This window comes from Streptomyces sp. PA03-3a, from assembly GCF_033792735.1.
Classification (GTDB): Bacteria; Actinomycetota; Actinomycetes; order Streptomycetales; family Streptomycetaceae; genus Actinacidiphila.
The window spans coordinates 1-21,941 of record NZ_JARAVM010000013.1; the positions used below are offsets into that span (position 1 = coordinate 1).

At 72.1% G+C, this 21,941-nt stretch carries 21 protein-coding genes and 1 pseudogene; 9 read left to right on the top strand and 13 right to left on the bottom strand.

Going from position 1 to position 21,941, the window contains the following annotated elements; all coding sequences use genetic code 11:
• Positions 1–466: 466 nt before the first annotated feature.
• The 3 genes and pseudogenes from tyrS to PV342_RS17415 all read right to left on the bottom strand — a co-directional run.
• Complete coding sequence (tyrS, locus tag PV342_RS17405) at positions 467–1,732, bottom strand: tyrosine--tRNA ligase (RefSeq protein ID WP_500317778.1); 1,266 nt, start codon at positions 1,730–1,732, stop codon at positions 467–469.
• Between the two features lie 395 nt (positions 1,733–2,127).
• Positions 2,128–2,739 carry a DNA-3-methyladenine glycosylase gene (locus PV342_RS17410; RefSeq protein WP_361013361.1) on the bottom strand — a complete coding sequence of 204 codons (612 nt, stop codon included), beginning with the start codon at positions 2,737–2,739 and terminating at the stop codon, positions 2,128–2,130.
• 19 nt (positions 2,740–2,758) lie between these two features.
• Positions 2,759–3,010, bottom strand: a pseudogene (locus PV342_RS17415) (DNA-3-methyladenine glycosylase); the annotation flags it as partial.
• Between the two features lie 84 nt (positions 3,011–3,094).
• Here PV342_RS17415 and PV342_RS17420 point away from each other — a divergent pair.
• From PV342_RS17420 to PV342_RS17430, 3 genes are all read left to right on the top strand, one after another.
• Positions 3,095–3,877: a sporulation protein gene (locus tag PV342_RS17420; RefSeq protein WP_018560561.1), complete on the top strand. Its 783-nt coding sequence runs from the start codon at positions 3,095–3,097 to the stop codon at positions 3,875–3,877.
• A gap of 46 nt (positions 3,878–3,923) precedes the next feature.
• Positions 3,924–4,457 (top strand): YbhB/YbcL family Raf kinase inhibitor-like protein, encoded by a 534-nt coding sequence (locus tag PV342_RS17425; protein ID WP_392605920.1) that lies wholly within the window; start codon positions 3,924–3,926, stop codon positions 4,455–4,457.
• Positions 4,458–4,867: 410 nt separating this feature from the next.
• A complete protein-coding gene (locus tag PV342_RS17430) occupies positions 4,868–5,371 on the top strand; it encodes an HNH endonuclease (protein WP_500317780.1) in 504 nt (167 codons plus the stop codon).
• 27 nt (positions 5,372–5,398) lie between these two features.
• Here the strand turns inward: PV342_RS17430 and PV342_RS17435 are convergent, their stop codons facing one another.
• The 4 genes from PV342_RS17435 to PV342_RS17450 all read right to left on the bottom strand — a co-directional run bounded on the left by PV342_RS17435 (position 5,399) and on the right by PV342_RS17450 (position 8,647).
• Entirely contained in the window at positions 5,399–6,166 is a 768-nt protein-coding gene (locus tag PV342_RS17435) for a sulfite exporter TauE/SafE family protein (protein ID WP_386997078.1), read from the bottom strand.
• A gap of 103 nt (positions 6,167–6,269) precedes the next feature.
• A complete protein-coding gene (locus tag PV342_RS17440; protein ID WP_026251284.1) occupies positions 6,270–7,205 on the bottom strand; it encodes an SPFH domain-containing protein in 936 nt (311 codons plus the stop codon).
• Positions 7,206–7,333: 128 nt separating this feature from the next.
• A complete protein-coding gene (locus PV342_RS17445; RefSeq protein WP_018560566.1) occupies positions 7,334–7,744 on the bottom strand; it encodes an NfeD family protein in 411 nt (136 codons plus the stop codon).
• Positions 7,745–7,855: 111 nt separating this feature from the next.
• The gene (locus tag PV342_RS17450; RefSeq protein WP_361013371.1) at positions 7,856–8,647 is read right to left on the bottom strand and encodes an ABC transporter ATP-binding protein; all 792 of its coding nucleotides are present in this window, start codon (positions 8,645–8,647) and stop codon (positions 7,856–7,858) included.
• Between the two features lie 114 nt (positions 8,648–8,761).
• On the opposite strand from PV342_RS17450, the gene PV342_RS17455 reads away from it, so the two are divergent.
• Positions 8,762–9,559, top strand: coding sequence for an Rv1486c family protein (locus PV342_RS17455; protein WP_500317783.1), 798 nt, complete (start codon positions 8,762–8,764; stop codon positions 9,557–9,559).
• Between the two features lie 62 nt (positions 9,560–9,621).
• Here PV342_RS17455 and PV342_RS17460 read toward each other — a convergent pair whose 3' ends face one another.
• From PV342_RS17460 to PV342_RS17475, 4 genes are all read right to left on the bottom strand, one after another.
• Positions 9,622–9,861 (bottom strand): chaplin, encoded by a 240-nt coding sequence (locus PV342_RS17460; RefSeq protein WP_018560569.1) that lies wholly within the window; start codon positions 9,859–9,861, stop codon positions 9,622–9,624.
• Between the two features lie 248 nt (positions 9,862–10,109).
• Positions 10,110–10,358 carry a chaplin gene (locus tag PV342_RS17465; protein WP_018560570.1) on the bottom strand — a complete coding sequence of 83 codons (249 nt, stop codon included), beginning with the start codon at positions 10,356–10,358 and terminating at the stop codon, positions 10,110–10,112.
• A gap of 212 nt (positions 10,359–10,570) precedes the next feature.
• Positions 10,571–11,215, bottom strand: coding sequence for a response regulator (locus tag PV342_RS17470; protein WP_329188619.1), 645 nt, complete (start codon positions 11,213–11,215; stop codon positions 10,571–10,573).
• On the bottom strand, positions 11,208–12,362 hold the full coding sequence (locus tag PV342_RS17475; RefSeq protein ID WP_386997072.1) for a GAF domain-containing sensor histidine kinase: 1,155 nt from the start codon (positions 12,360–12,362) through the stop codon (positions 11,208–11,210). Before PV342_RS17475 ends, PV342_RS17470 begins: the two co-directional genes overlap by 8 nt.
• A 189-nt stretch (positions 12,363–12,551) precedes the next feature.
• On the opposite strand from PV342_RS17475, the gene PV342_RS17480 reads away from it, so the two are divergent.
• From PV342_RS17480 to PV342_RS17490, 3 genes are all read left to right on the top strand, one after another.
• Complete coding sequence (locus PV342_RS17480; protein ID WP_500317786.1) at positions 12,552–13,250, top strand: SDR family oxidoreductase; 699 nt, start codon at positions 12,552–12,554, stop codon at positions 13,248–13,250.
• A complete protein-coding gene (locus PV342_RS17485) occupies positions 13,247–14,305 on the top strand; it encodes an S-adenosylmethionine:tRNA ribosyltransferase-isomerase (protein WP_500317788.1) in 1,059 nt (352 codons plus the stop codon). Before PV342_RS17480 ends, PV342_RS17485 begins: the two co-directional genes overlap by 4 nt.
• 314 nt (positions 14,306–14,619) lie before the next feature.
• Positions 14,620–15,357 (top strand): aggregation-promoting factor C-terminal-like domain-containing protein, encoded by a 738-nt coding sequence (locus tag PV342_RS17490; RefSeq protein WP_400801805.1) that lies wholly within the window; start codon positions 14,620–14,622, stop codon positions 15,355–15,357.
• A gap of 88 nt (positions 15,358–15,445) precedes the next feature.
• Here PV342_RS17490 and PV342_RS17495 read toward each other — a convergent pair whose 3' ends face one another.
• Positions 15,446–18,007, bottom strand: a complete 2,562-nt coding sequence (locus tag PV342_RS17495) for an FHA domain-containing protein (protein WP_472975008.1) — start codon at positions 18,005–18,007, stop codon at positions 15,446–15,448.
• Between the two features lie 198 nt (positions 18,008–18,205).
• Between PV342_RS17495 and PV342_RS17500 the strand changes: the two genes are divergently transcribed.
• Together PV342_RS17500 and serB are read left to right on the top strand one after the other, a co-directional pair.
• Positions 18,206–19,960 carry a streptophobe family protein gene (locus tag PV342_RS17500; protein ID WP_500317790.1) on the top strand — a complete coding sequence of 585 codons (1,755 nt, stop codon included), beginning with the start codon at positions 18,206–18,208 and terminating at the stop codon, positions 19,958–19,960.
• A 70-nt stretch (positions 19,961–20,030) separates the two neighbouring features.
• On the top strand, positions 20,031–21,266 hold the full coding sequence (gene serB / locus PV342_RS17505) for a phosphoserine phosphatase SerB (protein ID WP_400801811.1): 1,236 nt from the start codon (positions 20,031–20,033) through the stop codon (positions 21,264–21,266).
• 101 nt (positions 21,267–21,367) lie between these two features.
• Here the strand turns inward: serB and PV342_RS17510 are convergent, their stop codons facing one another.
• Positions 21,368–21,889, bottom strand: coding sequence for a SixA phosphatase family protein (locus PV342_RS17510; RefSeq protein WP_500317792.1), 522 nt, complete (start codon positions 21,887–21,889; stop codon positions 21,368–21,370).
• Between the last annotated feature and the right edge of the window lie 52 nt (positions 21,890–21,941).

Genomic DNA, 21,941 nt, shown 5'->3' on the forward strand with positions numbered 1-21,941 from the left:
AGGAACCTCGTCCGAGATGGACGGGGTATCAACATATCTGGCGTTGACTTTTGGCACGCTGTTGAGTTCTCAAGGAACGGAAGCTTCCTTCGAGACCGTGTCACCGGCCCCTCCGGGCTTTCCCTTCGTTGTCTCCAGCTTAGCAGATCCGATTTCCTTCTCTGCCACCCTCTGGAGGGGGTTTCGCTTTCGGCGCTTCCGCCTCGGCGACATTCACTACGTTAGCGGATTCCTTCGCGTCTTGCGAATTCGTCCCCCCACTCGCCGTTCGATTCCATGCCGAGGGGATTCGAGGGCACAAAAGTGCGCCCGAATCTTCGGGGTGGATGTCGTCGTGGTGAGTGACCGCCGATCGGAGGATCCGGACGAACCGGGCGCACCGTCTCAAGCGGCTCGGGCTACGTTACGCATGGGCGGCGGCGGAGTCAAGCTCCGCCGCCGCCCAAACGTGGATAACCAGCCGACGTCAGCCGCCGGCGACCTCGACGGCCGCCAGGCTCTTCTTGCCGCGCCGCAGCACGAGCCAGCGGCCGTGCAGCAGGTCGGAGGCCTGGGGGGCCGCGTCCTCGTCGCCGATCTTGACGTTGTTCACGTACGCGCCGCCCTCCTTGATGGTGCGGCGGGCAGCGGACTTGCTGGCCACGAGCCCCACTTCGGCGAGGAGGTCCGCGACGGAGGCCAGCTCGGCCACCTTGGCGTGCGGCAGTTCACCGAGGGCCGCCGCGAGAGTCCGCTCGTCGAGCTCGGCGAGTTCGCCCTGGCCGAAAAGTGCCTTGGACGCGGCGATCACCGCGGCGCACTGATCGGCGCCGTGGACGAGGGTGGTGAGCTCCTCGGCGAGGGCGCGCTGGGCCGCGCGGGCCTGCGGACGCTCCTCGGTGAGCCGCTCCAGTTCCTCGATCTCGGTCTGCGACCTGAAGCTGAAGATGCGCAGGAACTTGGACACGTCGCGGTCGTCGGCGTTCAGCCAGAACTGGTAGAAGGCGTACGGCGTGGTCATCTCGGGATCGAGCCAGACCGTGCCGGACTCCGTCTTGCCGAACTTCGTGCCGTCGGCCTTGGTGATGAGCGGGGTGGCGAGGGCGTGCACGGAGGTGCCCTCGACGCGTCCGATCAGGTCGATGCCGGCGGTCAGGTTGCCCCACTGGTCGCTGCCGCCGGTCTGCATGGTGCAGCCGTAGCGGCGGTGGAGCTCCAGGAAGTCCATGCCCTGGAGGATCTGGTAGCTGAACTCGGTGTAGCTGATGCCGGCCTCGGAGTTGAGCCGCCGGGCGACGGCCTCCTTGGCGATCATCTTGTTGACCCGGAAGTACTTGCCCACGTCGCGCAGGAACTCGATGGCCGACAGGCCCGAGGTCCAGTCGAGGTTGTTGACCATCACCGCGGCGTTCGGGCCCTCGAAGGAGAGGAAGGGCTCGATCTGCGCGCGGATCCGCTCCACCCAGCCGGCGACGACGCCGGCGTCGTTCAGCGTCCGCTCGGCGGTCGGCTTGGGGTCGCCGATCAGACCGGTGGCGCCGCCGACGAGGGCGAGCGGCCGGTTCCCGACCATCTGGAGCCGGCGGATGGTGAGGATCTGCACCAGGTTGCCGAGGTGCAGGCTGGGCGCGGTGGGGTCGAAGCCGCAATAGACCGTGACCGGGCCGTCCGCGAACGCCTTGCGCAGTGCGTCCTCGTCGGTGGAAACGGCGATCAGCCCTCGCCACCGCAGCTCGTCGACGATGTCCGTCACGGTTCTCGTGCCTCCTGGTGTCGTTCGATGCCTCGTACCCGTTCGTACGGAGTCTTTCCGAGACTACGCGTTCCGCTCGACTCCTTTTGCGCGCCCCGGGGCACGGCGGCGCGGTGCGTGGGCGCGGTAGCGGCTGTCGGCGCCGTCGCCGTCGCCGTCGCGCCGCGGGATCGCCGCTGAGGTGTCCTCCGGACTGCAGGCGATGTTCGTGCAGTGCCACATGGCGTACGTGACGCGCTGAAGCTGTTCGCCGGATCACCTTCCGGAAACTGTGCCGATGAGTGACGGCCGGGAGCGCTCCTCGTCGTCGTGCCTAGTGCCGATGATCCTGACGGTCACCCGACCGGCCAGGAGCGCGCCGCGCGCCGACGGTTCGCAGCGAGGCGCACAGCGGCTCAGGTTCCGGCGGACGGCTTGGCTCTCGGGCTCAGTCGGTACGCCGAGACCGTTGGATCACCGGCGAGATAGAAGCGGTGCTGCCAGTCGTGGGCTTTGCTCACGCCTACCCGAGGACCGACCCGGATGAGTGCGGCGGGTGCCGGCTCGCCCTCCGAGAGCGCGACCGACGCTCCTGCCAGCAGGTCTGCACCGTTGTGCTCCGCCGTGATGCCGAGGGCTTGGCAGAAATTCCCCGGACCTCGCGCGAGACGTGGACTTTCGACCCTGCCCCCTCGCCGCTCGCGGGCCAGGTCTTCACCTTCGATGACCCGGCCTGCCCGGATGAGGACAGCCGTGGCGATGCCGTCTGCCCCGGTGACGATGTTGGCGCACCAGTGGAGACCGTGGGACCGGTAGACGTACAGGTGCCCCGCGGGTCCGAACATGACGGCGTTCCGGGGTGTCATGCCTCGGTAGGCGTGCGAGGCGGGGTCGGCCGAACCGGAATACGCCTCGGTCTCCGTGATGGCGATGCTCACGGTTCCCTCAGGCGTCTCATGGGTCAGGACGGCACCGAGCAGCTTGGGCGCGACTTCTTCAGCGGGGTGAGCAAGATCCACCACGTTCATGCTGACCGCCTTGACGTGCATAGGTGAAGTGAACGTACGCGTGGCCGGGCGGGCCGAACATGACCGCGTTGCGGTCGGTGCGTCCGCGGTAGGCGTGGGAGCCGGGGTCGAGGGGGCCGGCGTAGGCCTCGACCTCGGTCAGCCTGAGCGCGACGGGGCCGTCGTCCGTCCTGCGTACAAGGGTTCGCCCCAGGAGGTCGGGGGCCACCTCCAGCACCGGCCGGTCGAAGAAGGACCTGGGGAGCGGGGTGCTTTCCGGAGGGGGGATCATGCGGTACGAGAGTAATGGAACCGTTCGGGGTGGGGCCGCGTTCGTAATGACCGAGGCAACCGCCAGTAAAGGGAGAGGGACATCGTGGGCTTCAAGAAGCTGCTTGCGAGCTTGGGCGCCGGTGGCGCGTCGGTCGAGACGGTGCTCAACGAGCCGAACGTCGTCCCGGGCGGGGTCGTCCAGGGTGAGGTGCGGATCCAGGGCGGCTCGGTGCCGCAGCAGATCGAGGGGCTGTCGGTGGGCCTGCAGGCCCGTGTCGAGGTCGAGGGCCAGGACACGGAGTACAAGCAGGACATCGAGTTCCACCGGCAGCAGTTGGGCGGGGCGTTCGAGGTGCAGCCGGGTGCGGTGCACGTGGTGCCGTTCGGGCTGGAGATCCCCTGGGAGACCCCGATCACGACGTTCCTGGGTCGTCACCTGACCGGGATGAACGTCGGCGTCACCACGGAGCTGGCCATCGCCCGTGCGGTGGACTCCGGTGACCTCGACCCGATCAACGTGCACCCGGTCCCCGCGCAGCAGGCGATCCTCGACGCGTTCGGCCAGTTGGGCTTCGGCTTCAAGAACGCGGACCTGGAGCGCGGCCACATCCGCAACACGCGGCAGCGGCTGCCGTTCTACCAGGAGATCGAGTTCTTCGCGCCGCAGCAGTACCGCGGGCTGAACCAGGTGGAGCTGAGCTTCGTCTCCGACGGCCACGAAATGGACGTCGTCCTGGAGATGGACAAGAAGCCGGGGCTGTTCAGCGAGGGCAGCGACGCCTTCCGCTCGTTCACCGTGGACCTGAACAACTTCCACTCGACCGACTGGGCGGGGTACCTCAACCAGTGGCTGGCCGAGGTCGGCGGCAAGCGCAACTGGTTCTAGGATCGGCGGGCGGAAGCGCGTTTCGCGATCAGCAGGAGGTACCGAGGTGACCGAGCAGAAGCGGCGGCCGCTCCCCCACGATTTCCACCCGCCGGTGGCGTCGTTCACGGTGGTGAGCGAGGACATCGAGCCGGGTGGCACGCTGAAGGACTCGCAGGTCTACGCCGAGGGGAACGTCTCTCCGCACCTGCGGTGGGAGGGCTTCCCAGAAGGGACCAGGAGCTTCGCCGTCACGTGTTACGACCCCGACGCGCCCACCGGCAGCGGTTTCTGGCACTGGGTGCTCTTCGACATCCCGGTGTCGGTGACGGAACTGCCCGCAGGGGCCGGCAGCGACGGCTTCAAGGGGCTGCCCGAGGGTGCGGTGCACGTGCGCAACGACTACGGCAGCAAGGACTTCGGCGGTGCCGCGCCGCCGCCCGGGGACGGGCCGCACCGGTACGTGTTCACCGTGTACGCGGTGGACCAGGAGAAGCTGGGGCCGGACGGGGACGTGTCGCCCGCCGTCGTCGGCTTCAACCTGCGGTTCCACGCGATCGCACGGGCCAACCTGATCGGCGAGTACGAGAACCCGCAGTAGTCGTGGCGCCCCCGGCCGCGGCCGGGGGCCTGAAATCCCGTTGCGCCCCGGCGCTCCCGCATCGCACTGTGGTGTCTGCCTGGTGACCTGACCGTCACCGGGGGTCGGCACCGCAGTGGCGGGGGCGGCGGGGCGTTGCGCTGTGCGGCTCTCGCCGCGCGACCTGCCTGCCGTCCGCCGGAGCCCGGTCATGCGCCCGGGCGTCCACGCCGATCGCCGCGCTCCGGGCGCCCCGGACCCCCGACGGGGGAGGGCGCCCGGGGTGGCCGGCGGCCAGCGGGCGCCGTTTCGTTTCCCGTTTCCTCCTGTTCGCTCTCACGTGCGGAAATTGCGTTGTCCGCATGGGTATCGCCCGGTCACAGTGGAGCCACCTCGCCACGGGGCGGGGATGGACCCGAGGGGTGGGCGACGTGCGTGAGACGCTGGTGCTGAACGCGACCTTCGAGCCGCTGTCGACTGTGTCACTGCGGCGTGCGGTGGTGCTGGTCATGCAGGACAAGGCCGTGGTCGAGCAGGCTCATCCCGGGCTGCGGATCCGTGCGGCGGCGGTGGAGGTGCCGGTGCCGCAGGTGATCAGGCTCTGCAGGTACGTGAGGGTGCCCTTCCGACAACGGGCGGCGTGGTCGCGGCGGGGTGTGCTGGTCAGGGACCGGCACCGGTGCGCGTACTGCGGCCGGAGGGCGACCACCGTGGACCACGTGATGCCGCGTTCGCGCGGTGGTGGGGACACGTGGCTGAACACGGTGGCCTCGTGCGCGGAGGACAACCACCGCAAGGCGGACCGTACGCCGGAGCAGGCGGGGATGCGGCTGCTGACCCAGCCGTTCGAGCCGACACCGGCGGACGCGCTGCTGCTGACGCTCGGGTTGAAGGACCGTGAGGGCGTTCCCGGCTGGCTGGCGCAGACGGCCTGAGTCCCGGGTCTCGGGGCGGTCGCCCGGCTACTTGAGCAGGAGCTGGGTGATCGCCACGAGGCCCACGACGACGATGACGCCGCGCAGGGCGACGGGCGGCATGCGGCGGCCTACGCGGGCGCCGAGCACGCCGCCGAGGGCTGCGCCGGCGGCGATGAGCGCGACGGCGGTCCAGTCGAAGTCGGCGACGAAGAGGAAGAAGACCGCGGCGACACCGTTGACGATCAGTGCGAGGACGTTCTTCGCCGCGTTGATCCGTTGCCAGGACTCCTCGAGGAGGACGCCCATCAGGGAGAGGTAGATGACTCCCTGGGCGGCGCCGAAGTAGCCGCCGTACATGCTGGCGAGGAGGAGTCCGGCCAGCAGGACAGGGCCGCCGTGCTCGGGGACGGAGGTGCCGTTGCCGGATCTGCGGGCCTGGAGGGCGCGGGAGAGCCGGGGCTGGACGACGACGAGGACGAGGGCGATGGCGATGAGGACCGGCACGATCGTGTCGAAGGCCCGGGAGGGCAGCGTCAGCAGCAGCATCGCCCCGGTGAGACCGCCGACGAGGGCGGTGGCGCCCAGCCGCAGCAGGCGGGGGCCCTGTCCGGCGAGTTCGCGCCGGTAGCCGATGGCGCCGCTGATGGAGCCGGGGACGAGGCCGAGGGTGTTGGACACGTTGGCGGTGACGGGTGGCAGCCCCACGGCGAGCAGGACGGGGAAGGTGATGAGCGTCCCGGAGCCGACGACGGTGTTGATGGTGCCGGCCCCGATTCCGGCCGCGAACACGGCCAGGGCTTCCCAGTAGGTCATAGGCGTCTCCATGGTCGGTGCGGCTCCTCTCCCCCTGACGGGACCGGGGGGAGCCGGAGCGCACGGATCATGTCATACGCGTTCGCGGCGGCGGCCGCGCTGCTCAGTCCTTGTCGAGCCGGGGGGTCTCGCGGCGGGTGCCGCCGTCGCCGGGGCCGCCGCCGGGGGCGCCGGGGAGGTTGACGATGCCGCCGAGACCCTTGAGGGCGTCGTTGAGTTCGCTGGGGATGATCCAGAGCTTGTTGGAGTCGCCTTCGGCGATCTTGGGGAGCATCTGCAGGTACTGGTAGGCGAGCAGCTTCTGGTCGGGGTCGCCCGCGTGGATGGACTCGAAGACGGTGCGGATGGCCTGGGCCTCGCCCTCGGCCTTGAGGGCGGCGGCCTTGGCCTCGCCCTCGGCTCGCAGGATCGCGGACTGCTTCTCGCCCTCGGCGGTGAGGATCTGGGACTGCCGGATGCCCTCGGCGGTGAGGATGGCGGCGCGCTTGTCGCGGTCGGCGCGCATCTGCTTCTCCATCGAGTCCTGGATGGAGGTGGGCGGCTCGATGGCCTTGAGTTCGACGCGGTTGACGCGGATGCCCCACTTGCCGGTGGCCTCGTCGAGGACGCCGCGCAGGGCCGCGTTGATCTCCTCGCGGGAGGTCAGGGTCCGCTCCAGGTCCATGCCGCCGATGATGTTGCGGAGGGTGGTGACGGTGAGCTGCTCGATCGCCTGGATGTAGCTGGCGACCTCGTAGGTGGCGGCCCGGGCGTCGGTGACCTGGTAGTAGATCACCGTGTCGATGTTGACGACCAGGTTGTCCTGGGTGATCACCGGCTGCGGCGGGAACGGTACGACCTGCTCGCGCAGGTCGATGCGGTTGCGGATGGTGTCGATGAACGGCACCACGATGTTGAGGCCCGCGCTCAGGGTCCTGGTGTAGCGGCCGAAGCGCTCGACGATCGCCGCGCTGGCCTGCGGGATGACCTGGACCGTCTTGATGAGTGCGATGAAGACGAGCACCACCAGGATGATCAGGACGATGATGATCGGCTGCACGTCCACTCCCACGCCGATTGCCTGTGGCTACCTGTACGAAGACATGATCAAGTCTGGCAGACCCCGCGGGGAGGCGGGCCGGGTTCGGCGAATTCCCGTGCCGTCTCCGGTTGCGGGGGCGCGCCGGATCACATCACGACCGCCGTCGCGCCCTCGATCTCGACGACGTCCACGCTCTCGCCGGGTTCGAAGGCCCGTCCGGTGTCGAGGGCGCGGGCCGACCAGACCTCGCCGTTGAGCTTGATGCGGCCGCCGTGCCCGTCGACCCGTTCGAGTACGACGGCCTGGCGGCCCTTGAGCGCGTCGATGCCGCTGCGCAGCTCCGGGCGCTGCGCGCGGCTCCGGTTGGCCAGCGGGCGCACGACGGCGATGCCCGCGACCGAGACGATGACGAAGATCAGCACCTGTGCGGTGATGCCGAGGCCGAGGCCGGCCGCGATCGCGGCGGCGACGGCTCCGACCGCGAACATCCCGAACTCGGGCATCGCGGTCACGACAAGCGGAATACCCAGCCCTACGGCGGCGATCAGCCACCACAACCAGTCGTCCACAGGCCCATGGTAGGGGGCCGCAGTGGATCTGTGACAGGGTGCGACGGCTCTGCCCGACGCTTTCGGCGCGGGGCCGGGTGCGCGGGTGGCGTCAGCGGGTCACTTCAGGGGCAGTCCGTTGGCGGTCCAGCGGTCCCCGCGACGCTCGACGACGAGCGGGAGGCCGAAGCACAGGGAGAGGTTGCGGGAGCTGAGTTCGGTCTCCATGGGGCCGGCGGCGACGACCTTGCCCTGGCGGATCATCAGGACGTGGGTGAAGCCGGGGGCGATCTCCTCGACGTGGTGGGTGACCATCACCATGGAGGGGGCGATCGGGTCGCGGGCGAGCCGGCCGAGGCGGCGGACGAGGTCCTCGCGGCCGCCCAGGTCGAGGCCGGCGGCGGGCTCGTCGAGCAGGAGCAGCTCGGGGTCGGTCATCATGGCGCGCGCGATGAGGGTGCGCTTGCGCTCGCCCTCGGACAGGGTGCCGAACTTGCGGTCGAGGTAGTCGCTCATGCCGAGGCGGTCGAGGAAGGCGCGGGCGCGGTCCTCGTCGACCTGCTCGTAGCTCTCCTGCCAGTGCGCGGTCATGCCGTAGGCGGCGGTGAGCACGGTCTCCAGGACGGTCTGCCTGCGCGGCAGCTTCTCGGCCAGGGCGACGCCGGCGATGCCGATGCGGGGGCGCAGTTCGAAGACGTCGACGCCGCCCAACTTCTCGCCGAGGATCTGGACGGTGCCGGAGGTCGGGAAGAGGTAGCTCGAGGCGATGTTCAGCAGGGTCGTCTTGCCGGCGCCGTTGGGGCCGAGGATGACCCAGCGCTCGCCCTCGGCGACCGACCAGGAGACCTGGTCCACCAGAGCCCGGCCGTCTCGGACCACGGATACGTCCACCAGCTCCAGAACATCGCTCATGAGCGTGTTGTCTCCCACTTCCCGATCGCACGTCTGCCGTCGCGAGCACCTGTAGGCGCTGCCCCCAGGAAATCTACGCCACGCCCGGGCCGCCCCAGTCCTTAGGCTGGGGGGATGCTCGACGAACCTCGCTCAGGACGGTTGGCGGCCTGGGGAAATGCCCTGATTGCCGGACTTGCCGCGCCGGATGACGCCGCTCAGGAAGTGCTCGCCGACGATTCGGTCCACCGGATCTCCGGACTCCCCGGTGAGGACGGCCCGGTGGGCCTGACGCTGGGGCTGGGGCGGTTGCGCGCGCTCGGCGTCCGCGGCCTGCGGATCGCGCTCCCGGTGCCCGGGCATCCGCTCGGGCTCAGCGGGCCGCCGGAGTTCAACGCGCGGGCCCTGGCGGCGGGCGAGGCCGTCATCGCGGTGGGCGGACCGGCCGTCGGCCTGGTGCCGGAGGTCGTGGAGGCCGGGCCGCGGGGGGACGTGCACGTGTCGGTGGAGTGGCGGTGCCTGGAGGTGCGGGACGCGCCGCCGGCGGACGTGCCCTCGCTGGGCGAGGCGGAGCGGGAGCTCGCGGAGGCACTGCGGGACGCCACGGAGGCGCTGGCGCGGCTGGACGTGGCCGGCGCGGGCCCCGCGGCCCAGGCGGCTCTGGAGGCGTACCGGGCGCGGGCGGCGCGCGGGCGCGAGGTGCTGGCGCCGGGGTATCCGCCGCGGGCGGTGCGGGTGCTGGAACTGGCCCAGCGGGTGGGCGCGCTGATCGCGATCGCGACCGGTGCCCAGGCGGGGCACGGGGCGGCGGTCAGCGCCTCGGAGATCGCCGCGCGGGCCGAGTTGCTGCGGCCGGTGGAGCGCACGGCGCGGAGGGCGCAGGTGGCGGCGTACAACGCGTACGTCGAGGAGGTCGAGCGGCGCCGGGGCTGAGGCCGGCCCGGAACGGCGGAAGGCCCCGCGGACGACGCTGTCCGCGGGGCCTTCCGTGCACGTCAGTGGTTGAAGCAGACGTTGCCGATGGCCGGGTTCAGGATGCCGACCGCGTCGATGGTGTTGCCGCACAGGTTGATCGGGATGTTCACCGGAACCTGGATCACGTTGCCGGAGAGCACACCGGGCGAGCCGGCGGCCACGGCACCCGCGTGGGAGTCGGCGAGCGCGGTACCGGCCGAACCGGCGGCGGCCGCACCGGCGGCGGCGATGATCAGGGCGGCCTTCTTGGCGCTGTTCATGAAACTGTTCCTCCTGTGATGACACGGCCCGGTTCGAGGAGCCGCACTGTGAGGAACGCGGAGCCCGGGGCGTTGACACGGGGAGGGCGCCGGAAACCTCCGTACGGCGGAATCTGGCGGGAGGCACCGGAACGTGCCGTGTGCCGTGCGGAAGGACGCCGTGGTCAGCACGAACGGACCGGCCCCGGTGCGGCGAGGCGCTCCGGGGCCGGTGGTCACGGCCATGCCGTGGGGGGTGACGTTCTGGGTCAGCGATTGACGCAGACGTTCCCGATGGCCGGGTTGAGCAGGCCGATGACGCTGATGGTGTTGCCGCAGACGTTCACCGGGACGTGCACCGGCACCTGGATCACGTTGCCCGAGACCACACCGGGGCTGTTCTTCGCGCCACCGTGGGCCTGGGCGCCACCGCTGTGGGCGGAGGCGGCACCCGCGCCGACCATGGCGAGGCTCCCGGCGACCATGGCGACGGCTGCGGCCTTGTGCAGGTTCTTCACGTTTCTTGACCCTCCTTGCATGGGTGCCGCGGCAGTCGCCGCGGCACGCCATGGAAAACGGCCCACGCCCGCCCAGGTTGCGCCATCCGGGCGACATACACCCGACGGTATGAATCTCACTCCGGACCGAGACGATCCGCTTGTCCTACCGCTAAGTGCCCCGGCTTCGGTGCCGCCGGGTGTCGCTCACCTGCGACGCCGGATCGACCGGATCAGATTCCGATGCCGTGCCGGACGGCCCACAAGGCCGCCTGGGTGCGGTCGGAGAGGTCCAGTTTCATCAGGATGTTCGACACATGGGTCTTGACGGTCTTCTCCGAGAGCACCAGGGCGCGGGCGATCTCGCGGTTGGAGCGGCCCTCGGCGATCAGCGACAGCACCTCGCGCTCCCGGTCGGTGAGGGTGCCCCCGCGGCCCTGGCCGGGGGTGGTCTCCTCCTGGGAGAGCAGGACGTCGGCGACCTCCGGCTGCAGCAGCACGTGTCCGGCGTGCACCGAGCGGATCGCGCCGGCCAGCGCGTCCGGGTCCACGTCCTTGTAGACGTAGCCGGCCGCGCCCGCGCGCAGCGCCGGGACGACCGTGCGCTGCTCGGTGAAGCTGGTGACGACCAGCACCCGGGCCTTGCTGCCGTTGTCGCGCAGCCGCCGCAGTGCCTCGATCCCGTCGACGCCGGGCATGCGGACATCCATCAGGATCACGTCGGGGGCGAGTTCACCGGCGCGGTCCACGCCCTCCTCGCCGTCCCCGGCCTCGCCCACCACCTCGATGTCCGGCTGCACCTCCAGGAAGGTCCGCAGACCTCGGCGGACGACCTGGTGGTCGTCGACCAGCAGGACGCGAATGGGGCCGTCAGCCACCGGGCACCTCCATCTCGATCACGGTGCCCCTGCCGGGCGCCGAATCCACCGTCAGCCCGCCGCCCACCCCGTCGGCGCGGTCCCGCATCGAGACCAGCCCCAGGTGGCGGCCGGCACGACGCACCGCGGACGGGTCGAAGCCCCGCCCGTCGTCGCGCACCGTGAGCACCGCTCCCCTGCCCCGGCCCTCCAGGGACACCGTCACCCGGCCGGCGTCCGCGTGGCGCAGCGCGTTGTGCAGGGCCTCCTGGGCGACCCGCAGCAGCGCCTCCTCCTGGGCGGCGGGCAGGGCCCGCACGTGACGGTGGCCGAAGGAGATGCGCGCCGAGTGCGCCCGGTCCAGGACGCCGACCTGGGTGCGCAGGGTGGCCAGCAGGCCGTCCTCGTCCAGCGCGGCGGGCCGCAGCTCGACCACGACCGCGCGCAGTTCGTCGGCGGCCTCGGCGGCGAGGGCGGCGACCTGCCGCAGCTCCTCGCGGGCGCGTTCCGGATCGCGGGCCACCAGGGCGGAGGCCGCCTGGGCGGTCAGCCGCAGCGAGAACAGCTTCTGCGAGACGGCGTCGTGGAGCTCGTGGGCGATCCGCGCCCGTTCTCCGGCGAGGGTCAGCTCGCGACTGCGCTCGTACAGGCGGGCGTTGGTGAGGGCGATGGCGGCGTGCGCGGCCAGGGTGCGCAGCAGTTCCTCGTCCTCCTCGGTGAAGCCGCCGCGGTCCTCCGGGGGACGGGTGGCGCAGCGCTTGTTGGCGAGGAAGAGGGCACCGAGGATCTCGTCGCCGTCGACCACCGGCATGCCGAGGAAGTCGGCCATGTCGGGGTGGGCGGACGGCCAGCCGCCGAAGCGCGGGTCGCGCTTGACGTCGCGCAGGCGCTGCGGGGTGGCCTCGTGGAGCATCGCGGCGAGGATGCCGTGCTGCCGGGGCAGCGGGCCGATGGCCTTCCACTGCTCGTCGCTGACGCCGTCGACGACGAACTGGGCGAAGCCGCCGTGGTCGTCCGGCACGCCCAGGGCCGCGTACTGGGCCTCGAGCAGTTCGCGGGCGGACGAGACGATCGTCTGCAGCACCTCGCGCACTTCCAGGTGGCGGCTCATCGCGAGGACGGCCTCACTCACCGCCTCGATGCCGCGTCGGGACGATCGGCTGGACATGACCTCACCGTACCGGCGGGGTGGGACCGGCGGGATCGGCCTCCTGACCGACCTCCCCCGGGTCCGCGGACCTAGGGCGAAGTGCCTTCCGCCCGTGCTGCGGGCGGCCGAGGTGCCCGGGGCGGGGCCGTTCCTACGGTGGGGGCAGCCGCCGGGCGACGGGCCGGGCGGCCGGCGGGAGGACACGTCATGCCGGTGGCAATCATCACGGGAGCGTCGCGGGGACTGGGCCGGGCCCTCGCCGGGGCGCTCGCGGAGCGGGGCTGGGACCTGGTGATCGACGCGCGGTCGGCCGGGGCGCTGAAGCAGGCGGAGGGGCAGCTGGCGGAACGCACCCGGGTGGCCGCGCTGCCCGGTGACGTCACCGATCCGCGGCACCGGGTGGACCTGGTCGCGGCGGCCTGGGAGTTCGGCGGGCTGGACCTGCTGGTGAACAACGCGAGCGCGCTGGGCGCCGAGCCGCTGCGGCCGCTGTCCGATCATCCGCTGGAGGGGCTGCGAGCGGCGCTGGAGACCAATGTGGTGGCCGCGCTGGGCCTGGTACAGGAGGCTCTGCCGCTGCTGGGCCGGCGGCGGGGGGCGGTCCTCAACATCAGCTCGGACGCCGCCGTGGAGGCGTACCCCACCTGGGGAGGGTACGGCGCGAGCAAGGCGGCGCTGGAGCAGCTGTCGGCGGTGCTGGCGGCGGAGGAACCGGACCTGCGGGTGTGGTGGCTGGACCCGGGCGACATGGGGACGGAGCTGTACGCGGCGGCGGTGCCCGACGATCCGGACGCGGACGGGCGTCCGGCTCCCGGGTCCGTGGTGCCGCCCGTGCTGGGGCTGCTCGACGGCGGCGCGGCCAGTGGCCGCTACGTGGCGACGGCGCTGCTGGAGGCCGGGCGGTGACCGCGCTGGGCGCGCTGAGGGTGCCGGAGGAACTGGCGGCGCGCGTGCCGGTGGAGCAGCGCTCCGGCGGGGCGTCGGGCCGTGACGGGGTGCGGTTGCTGGTGGGCCGGCGGGCCGGGGGCGAGGTGGCGCACCACGCGTTCGGCGACCTGCCGGAGCTGCTGCGGGCCGGGGACGTGCTCGTGGTGAACACCTCGCGGACCCTGCCGGCGGCGGTGGACGCCACGCTCGAGGAGGCGCCGGTGGTGGTGCACTTCTCGGGTCTGCTGGACGACGGGCGCTGGGTGGTGGAGCTGCGGACGCCCGACGGGCGGGGTACGACCCGCCCGCGCGCGGGAGGCCCGGCGGGCGTGGCGGTGGCGCTGCCCGGCGGTGAGCGGCTGGTGCCGCAGGAGCCGCTGAGCCCCTGCGGGGAGAGGCTGTGGGTGGCGCGGGCGTCGGTGGCGGACGCGATGGCGTTCCTGCACCGGCACGGGCGGCCGATCCGGTACGCGTACACCGAGCGGGACCAGCCGGCTGCGGCGTACCGGACGGTGTTCTCGGTGCCGTCGGACGACGGTCTCGGCTCGGCCGAGATGCCGAGCGCGGCCCGCCCTTTCACGACCGGGCTGGTCACGGCTCTGGTGAGCCGGGGGGTGCAGTTCGCCCCTGTGGTGCTGCACACCGGGGTGTCCTCGGGCGAGGCGCACGAGCCGCCGTACCCGGAGCGGTTCTCGGTGCCGGAGAGCACCGCGTGGCTGGTGAACACCGCCCGGGCGGGCGGCGGGCGGGTGGTGGCGGTGGGCACCACCGCGGTGCGCGCCCTGGAGACGGCGGCCGACGCACGGGGGCGGGTCGCGGCGGCGGGCGGCTGGACGGACCTGGTGGTCACCCCCGAGCGGGGCGTGCGGGCGGTGGACGGCCTCCTCACCGGGCTGCACGACCCGGCGGCCTCGCATGTGCTGATGCTGGAGGCGGTGGCCGGGCGGCAGTTGCTGGAACGGGTCTACGACGCCGCGGTGGGGGCTGGTTACCTCTGGCACGAGTTCGGGGACGTGAACCTGCTGCTGCCCTGACCTCCTCGCCCGGGGCACGTGGCGTCGTGGCGCGGTCGCGGTGCGCGACGCACCTGTGAGGCGGCGCACAGGACGTACATCACGTACGAGGGCGCGTAGTAGTGCACGGGCTGCCGGATGGGCCGGAGATACGGCGTGCGCCGTACCCGGCCGGTCCGGCGACTACGACTTCGGGTAGTAATGGGTGGGTTTGGCTGGGGAATTTGCCGGGGCTAACAATGCTCGGGTCGCTCCGCGCCGTGTTGGACATGCGGCGCTTCTCCCTGCCCGAGGGCGGGAGTGGAGCGCAGCCGAATGGAAGAGGTCACTCCCCCATGCAGCTCCCGACGATCCCGAAGTTCGACCGTCTGACCAAGGCCCACAAGTACTCCGCCGCCGGCATCGCCGCGGCCGGCGTGGGCGTCCTGGCCATCACCGGTGTGACCGGGACCAGCGGGACGGCGCAGGCCTCCGGCAAGGCGGCGGAGTCGGCCGCGGAGCGGGCGCGGTCCGTCGCGGCCGAGCAGCACGCCTCGCACGCCGCCCACGTCGCGCACCGCAAGGTGCTGGCGAAGCAGCACGCCGCCCATGTCGCCCACCAGGCCGTGGTGCGCAAGCGCCAGGCGCAGGAGCGGGCGCGCAAGGCCGCGGACGAGGCGCGCCGGCAGGAGCGGCAGGCGGCGAACCGCAGCCATGAGCGCAAGGCCCTCGTCCCGCAGCAGCGGCAGGAGAACTCGCGTTCCGCGCCGCGCGCGGCCGCCCCGCAGGCGCCCGCCGCGCCGTCCGGCACCCCGCAGCAGATGGCGCAGCAGATCATCGGTGACGCGGCGCAGTTCCAGTGCTTCTCCAACATCGTGATGCACGAGAGCACCTGGAACCCCTACGCGGTCAACCCCTCCTCCGGCGCGTACGGCCTGGTCCAGGCGCTGCCGGGCGCCAAGATGGCCTCCGCGGGCGCCGACTGGCGCACCAATCCGGCCACGCAGATCAAGTGGGGTCTGGACTACATGAACGGGCGCTACGGCAGCCCCTGCGGCGCCTGGTCGTTCTGGCAGGCCAACCACTGGTACTGAGCCGGCGCACGCAGGACGCACGGCATACGGAAGGCGGCGGCTCCCCACCCCGGGGAGCCGCCGCCTTCCGTCGTCGTACGAGCGGCCGCTACTTGCGCATGACCTCCGGCTCGTGGCGGCGCAGCAGCCGCAGCACGAGGATGCCGCAAACGAGGGCGATGCCGAGCAGGATCGCCATGTCGAAGCCCCACTGGCTCGCCGAGTGCTCCCACAGCGGGTCGAGGTTGTCGGGCTTGGCCGGGTCCCAGGGCGGCATGATGTGCCCGAGGTCCAGGGTGGCGCCGGCGGCGCCGACGGCCCAGCGGGACGGCATCAGCCAGGCCACCTGCTCCAGACCGACGGTGCCGAAGATCTGGAACAGGACACCGGTGAAGACGACCTGGACGATCGCGAACATCACCAGCAGGGGCATGGTCTTCTCGGCGGTCTTCACCAGTGAGGAGATGACCAGGCCGAACATCATCGAGGTGAAGCCCAGCGCGATGACCACCAGGGTGATCTCCGCGGCCGGGAAGCCCTTGACGATCAGACCCTCCTCGGGGAGCTTGCGCACCGACAGCCCGATGGCGCAGATGATGACGCCCTGCAGGGCGCTGATCAGGCCCAGCACGAAGACCTTGGAGAGCAGGTACGCGGAGCGGGACAGGCCCGTGGCGCGTTCCCGTTCGTAGATCACGCGTTCCTTGATCAGCTCGCGCACCGAGTTGGCGGCGCCCGAGAAGCAGGCGCCGACCGCGATGATCAGCATGATGGTGCCGGCGTCGGTGTTGAACTTGCCCGCCTCGTCGGGTGGCGCCAGTCCGAACTTCGCCGGGATGACCACGCTCACCAGGCCGAGGACGGCCGGGAGGATCACCATCAGGGCCATGAAGCCGCGGTCGGAGGCGATCACCGACAGATAGCGGCGGACCAGGGTGACGAACTGCGCCGGCCAGCTCTGCGGCTTGGGCGGCTTGGCCCGCTGCGGGGCCGCGCCTACGGACTGCGGGGCGACCGCGTCCAGGTCCGCGGCGTAGATCTGGTAGTGCTGGGAGCCGTGCCAGCGGCCGGACCAGTCGTAGTCGCGGTAGTTCTCGAAGGCGGAGAAGACGTCGGCCCAGGTTTCGTAGCCGAAGAAGTTCAGCGCCTCCTCCGGCGGGCCGAAGTAGGCCACGGCGCCGCCCGGCGCCATCACCAGCAGCTTGTCGCACAGGGCGAGTTCGGCCACCGAGTGGGTCACGACGAGCACGGTGCGGCCGTCGTCGGCGAGGCCGCGCAGCAGCTTCATGACGTCGCGGTCCATGCCCGGGTCGAGACCGGAGGTGGGCTCGTCCAGGAAGATCAGCGAGGGCTTGGTGAGCAGCTCCAGGGCGACGGAGACCCGCTTGCGCTGGCCGCCGGAGAGCGAAGTGACGCGCTTGTCGGCGTGGACGTCCAGCTTGAGTTCGCGCAGCACCTCGTCGATGCGGGCCTCGCGCTCGGCGGCCTTGGTGTCGCCGGGGAAGCGGAGCTTGGCCGCGTAGCGCAGGGCTCTGCGGATCGTCAGCTCCTTGTGCAGGATGTCGTCCTGCGGGACGAGGCCGATGCGCTGCCGCAGCTCGGCGAACTGCTTGTAGAGGTTGCGGCTGTCGTACAGCACCTCGCCCTCTTCGGCGGGGCGGTAGCCGGTCAGGGCGCGCAGCAGCGTCGACTTGCCGGAGCCGGACGGGCCGATGACGGCGACCAGCGACTTCTCGGGGACGCCGAAGGAGACGTCGTTGAGGATGGTCTTGGTGGTGCTGCCCTGCGGCACCCGGACGGTGAGCCGGCGGGCGGAGAAGGAGATCTCGCCGGTGTCGACGAACTCCTCGAGCTGGTCGCCGACGAGCCGGAAGGTCGAGTGGCCGACGCCCACGATGTCGTCGGGACCCAGCAGATGACGCTGTATCGGCTGGCCGTTGACGTACGTGCCGTTGTGGCTGCCGAGGTCGACGATCTCGTAACGGCCGTCGGGGTGCGCCCTGAACTCCGCGTGGAAGCGGGAGACCTGCAGGTCGGAGACGACCAGCTCGTTCTCCAGGGCACGGCCGATCTTCATGACGCGGCCGAGCACCAGGTGGTGGAAGGTCGTCGGGCTGCGGTCGCCGTACACGGGCGGCGCGCCGGCGCCGCCCGACGGCCCCTGCGGCGACGGGATGCGGGCCTGGGGTTTGCGCTGGTCCGGACGGGAGGCCGGCGAGGGCTGCGGCACGTGGGCGGCGGGCGAGCCGTTCCCCCAGCCGCCCTGCCGCGGCGGGCCGCCGGAGTCGGGCGTCACCGGCGCGGCGGGCCCGGACCGGCGGCCCTGCTGCGGGTTCGCCAGCGCGGTCTCGGCGCTGTAGAGGTCACCGCCGGCCGCGGCGCCGCCGCTGAAGCTCAGGCGCGGGCCGTCGGTGGCGTTGCCGAGGTTGACGGTGGCGCCCGCGGCGACGTCGTAGGCGTGGACGCGCTGACCCTGAACGTAGGTCCCGTTGGTGCTGCCGAGATCCTCGACGACCCAACCGCGTTCGCCACGGCGGATGGTGGCGTGCCGCCAGGAGACCCGCGCGTCGTCGAGGACGACGTCCGACTGCGGATCGCGGCCGAGGCTGTACGACCTGGCCGGATCGAGCGCCCACGTCCGTCCGTTCAGTTCGAGTACGAGTCCAGGCACCCCAAGCCCCACAAAGTTGTCCCCCGAGTTCCCCATGAGGGGAGTCTAGGGATTGCGAACATCGGGCGGAACTGTTCCAGGCACGCGCACCCGTCAGGAAGCCGTGCCGCGGCGGTGATGTGAACCCTCTTCCGAGAAGCCGTTGACGGCGCCGAAACACCACCGGAGAGTGGTAACCGCCCCTGAACCGTGCGGATCATGACGGATCGGGGCACCATGCAGCGCAGGCGGTTCGGACGCGAGACCTCGGGGGCGGGCATGACCGCGTACACCTCCACACCTTCGAACGCGCCCGCGCGCCCTGGGCGACCGCTCCCTTGGGGCGGTGTGCTGCTCGCCGCGGTCGCCGCGGTGAGCTGGGCGTACCTGGGGATGGTGGGGGCCGCGGCGCTGGGACTGCACCTGCTCGGCGCGGACACCGCGGGCTCGCTGGGGCCGATGACGGCGGCCGTGGTCGCCATGGCGGTGGGCGGCAAGGTCGTCCCCTCCGGTGACGTGGCGGTGTTCGGTCTGGGCGGCGCGGGCGGCGCGGGCCGGCTTGAGCTCATGCCGCTGGGCGTCGGCCTGATCGGTGCCCTGCTGCTGGCCTGGGTGTTCCTGCGGTCGCTGCGCGGGGCGGGGCTGACCGTCCCCGGGGGCGAACTGGCCGCGCGGGCCGGGGCGGTGGTGGTGCTGTTCGTGACCCTGCTGGGCGCGCTGGCGTGGGCCGGGGAGGACACCATCGCCCTCGACGGGGACGCGCTGGGCGGGGACAAGGGCGGCGGCCTGACGGACGGGTTGCCGGGCATCGGTGACCTCGGCGGCGGGCTCGGGGACGGGCTGCAGGACCTGATCGACGCCAAGGCCTCGGTGAGCTTCCACGTCGCCACCGGCCGCAGCCTGCTGGGCGGTCTGCTGTGGGTGCTGGTCGTCCTCGTGCTGGCGCTGCTCAGCTCGCGCCGTACGCCGCTGCCCCCCGCCCTGGAGGGGCTGCACCGGGTCGTCCGGCCCGCCGCGTCGGCGCTGCGCTGGGTGCTGCTGCTGGCGGTCGCCGCGGGCTGCGCCGCCGCCGGGTACGCGGCGGTGACGGGTGACGAGCCGGGCCGGATCGCCGGGGCGGCCCTGCTGGGGGCTCCCAACGGGGTGTGGCTGGCGGTGCCGCTCGGGCTGTTCGTGTCCTGGCGGGGCACGGCCACCGGGGAGTTGGCGAAGGTGCTGCCGGATCCGCTGGACCGGCTGCTGTCGACCAGCGCCGAGGAGCCGGTGACGCCCGCCCGGCTGGCCGAGTACGACCAGCGGGTGTGGCTGCTGACCGTCGCCGCGGCGCTGATGATGCTGGCCGCGGGCGCGCTGGCCGCGGCTCGCACCCCGCGGTGGGGGACGACGCGGGCCGGGTACGCGGGGCGCTGCGCGATACGGCTCGGACTGGTCACGGCGGTCGCCTTCCCGCTGCTGGTGTGGGTGACCGGTGTCTCGGTGGACGCGGGTGTCTCCGTCTTCGGCTTCGACGCGGTGGGCGCCGGCATCGACCTGCACGGCAGCCTTCCCCTGGCGTTCCTGCTCGGCGCGGTCTGGGGGGCGCTGGCGGGTGGCGCGGGGGCGCTGCTGGCGCTGGCGACGGGCACCGCCGGACGCCGGGTGTCGCCGTACGCGCTGCGCCGTGCGGCCGAGGCGGCGGCCGGGGAGAGCAGCTCGCGCACCTATCCGGGCATCGCGTACCAGCCCGGCCCGTACGTCCCGAGCCCCGGCTACGGCCCTCCGGACACCGGGCCCAACCCCTACCGGCAGCCCCCGCAGGGCCCCGCGCCGCAGGGTCAGGCGCCCCACGGCCCGCCGCCGCGGGGTCAGGCGCCGCATTCCGCGCGGACCGTCACCGGGGCGCCGCTGCCCCCGCCGCCCGGTCCTCCCCCGGGGCCGCCCGGCCCGCCGCGCGAGGGCCCTCCGCCACCCGGCGCGCCCGGGGGCCGCCGCTGACCACGGGCGGTGTCCGCCAGGCGGAACACATGTCCGTCCCGGGCACGGTGCCCGATACGGTGGAGACACCATGAACGACGCATCGCAGGCGACCGCTGCCACCGCCGCCAATGTGCCGACGCTGCTGGTCAAGATCTTCGGTAAGGACCGGCCGGGAATCACCGCCGGGCTCTTCGAGACGCTGGCCCGCTTCCAGGTGAACGTCATCGACATCGAGCAGGTCGTCACCCGGGGGCGCATCGTGCTCTGCGCCCTGGTGCCGGCCCCCGCGGGCCGTTCGGAGGAGGGCGAGCTGCGCGCGACGGTGCACGCGTGGGCGGAGTCGATGCGCCTGCAGGCCGAGATCATCTCCGGTATCGGAGACAACCGGCCGCGTGGCGAGGGCCGCTCCCATGTGACGGTGCTGGGGCATCCGCTGACGGCGGAGTCCACGGCCGCCATAGCGGCCAGGATCACCGGCGCGGGCGGCAACATCGACCGCATCTTCCGGCTGGCGAAGTACCCGGTGACCGCGGTGGAGTTCGCCGTCTCCGGCGTCGCCACCGACCTGCTGCGCCCGGCGCTGGCGCTGGAGGCCCACGAGCGCGGGGTCGACGTGGCCGTGGTGTCGGCGGGCCTGCACCGCAGGGCGCAGCGGCTGGTGGTCATGGACGTGGACTCCACCGTCATCCAGGACGAGGTGATCGAGCTCTTCGCGGCGCACGCGGGCTGTGAGGACCAGGTCGCCGAGGTGACGGCCGCGGCGATGCGCGGCGAACTGGACTTCGCTCAGTCCCTGCACGCGCGGGTCGCCCTGCTCGAGGGACTGGACGAGTCCGTGATCGACAAGGTCCGCCAGGAGGTGCGGCTGACGGCCGGGGCGCGCACGCTGATCCGCACGCTCAAGCGGATGGGGTACCAGGTGGGCGTGGTCTCCGGGGGCTTCACGCAGGTCACCGACGACCTCAAGGAGCGGCTGGGACTGGACTTCGCGGCCGCCAACACCCTGGAGATCGTGGACGGCAAGCTCACCGGCCGGGTGACCGGCGAGATCGTGGACCGGGCGGGCAAGGCCCGGCTGCTGCGGCGTTTCGCGGCGGAGGCCGGGGTGCCGCTGAGCCAGACCGTCGCCATCGGCGACGGCGCCAACGATCTGGACATGCTCAACGCGGCGGGCCTCGGGGTCGCCTTCAACGCCAAGCCGGTGGTGCGGCGGGCCGCGGACGCCGCGGTCAACGTGCCGTTCCTGGACACCGTGCTCTACCTGCTGGGCATCACCCGCGAGGAGGTCGAGGCGGCCGACGCCCGGGACGGCGCCACCGCCTGACCAGCATGGCTCCACGGGTACGGCGAGGGCCCCGGCAGCAGGCGCTCCGGGGCCCTCGCCGTACCGTCCCCGCGGCTCACCGGGCCGCGTCCGGGGGCGGCTCAGTCGTGCGGGGACCAGAAGTCGACGAGGCGGCCGACGCCGTGCTCGACCGTCTTCCAGGGACCGGAGAAGGTAATCACCGCGATGGCCGCCGTCGGGAAGCCCGTGCGGTTCATCCGCGCGCGGGCGTCCCCGTCGCTCTCCGCCGCGAGGGCGTCCGCGAGCGCGTGGATGGCCGGGTTGTGCCCCACCAGCAGCACGTCGTCGACGTCCTCGGGGGTCTCGTTGAGCAGGGCGATCAGATCACCGAGGGTGGCGTCGTAGAGACGCTCCTCGTAGACGGTGCGGGGGCGGTGCGGGAGTTCGTGGGCGGCCAGCTTCCACGTCTCGCGGGTGCGCGTGGCCGAGGAGCAGAGGGTGAGTTCGAACGGGATCCCCAGTTCGGCGAGCCTGAGGCCGGCGACGGGGGCCTCCTTGCGTCCCCGTTCCGCCAGCGGTCGCTCGTGGTCGGGGACGTCGGGCCAGTCGGCTTTGGCGTGCCGGAGCAGGACGATCCGGCGGGGCGATGCAGCTGCGCTCATGACCCTCAGCTTTCCAGAAATCCGGCCGCCAGGCGCGGGCTGCGGGACGGAT

Coding starts and splice junctions, on each gene's coding strand:
- PV342_RS17490 (WP_400801805.1), top strand. CDS start 14,620: ATGCAGCTCCCGACGATCCCGAAGTTCGACCGTCTGACCAAGGCCCAC.
- PV342_RS17480 (WP_500317786.1), top strand. CDS start 12,552: ATGCCGGTGGCAATCATCACGGGAGCGTCGCGGGGACTGGGCCGGGCC.
- PV342_RS17435 (WP_386997078.1), bottom strand. CDS start 6,166: ATGACCTACTGGGAAGCCCTGGCCGTGTTCGCGGCCGGAATCGGGGCC.
- PV342_RS17410 (WP_361013361.1), bottom strand. CDS start 2,739: ATGAACGTGGTGGATCTTGCTCACCCCGCTGAAGAAGTCGCGCCCAAG.
- PV342_RS17475 (WP_386997072.1), bottom strand. CDS start 12,362: ATGTCCAGCCGATCGTCCCGACGCGGCATCGAGGCGGTGAGTGAGGCC.
- PV342_RS17500 (WP_500317790.1), top strand. CDS start 18,206: ATGACGGATCGGGGCACCATGCAGCGCAGGCGGTTCGGACGCGAGACC.
- PV342_RS17510 (WP_500317792.1), bottom strand. CDS start 21,889: ATGAGCGCAGCTGCATCGCCCCGCCGGATCGTCCTGCTCCGGCACGCC.
- PV342_RS17450 (WP_361013371.1), bottom strand. CDS start 8,647: ATGAGCGATGTTCTGGAGCTGGTGGACGTATCCGTGGTCCGAGACGGC.
- serB (WP_400801811.1), top strand. CDS start 20,031: ATGAACGACGCATCGCAGGCGACCGCTGCCACCGCCGCCAATGTGCCG.
- PV342_RS17455 (WP_500317783.1), top strand. CDS start 8,762: ATGCTCGACGAACCTCGCTCAGGACGGTTGGCGGCCTGGGGAAATGCC.
- PV342_RS17460 (WP_018560569.1), bottom strand. CDS start 9,861: ATGAACAGCGCCAAGAAGGCCGCCCTGATCATCGCCGCCGCCGGTGCG.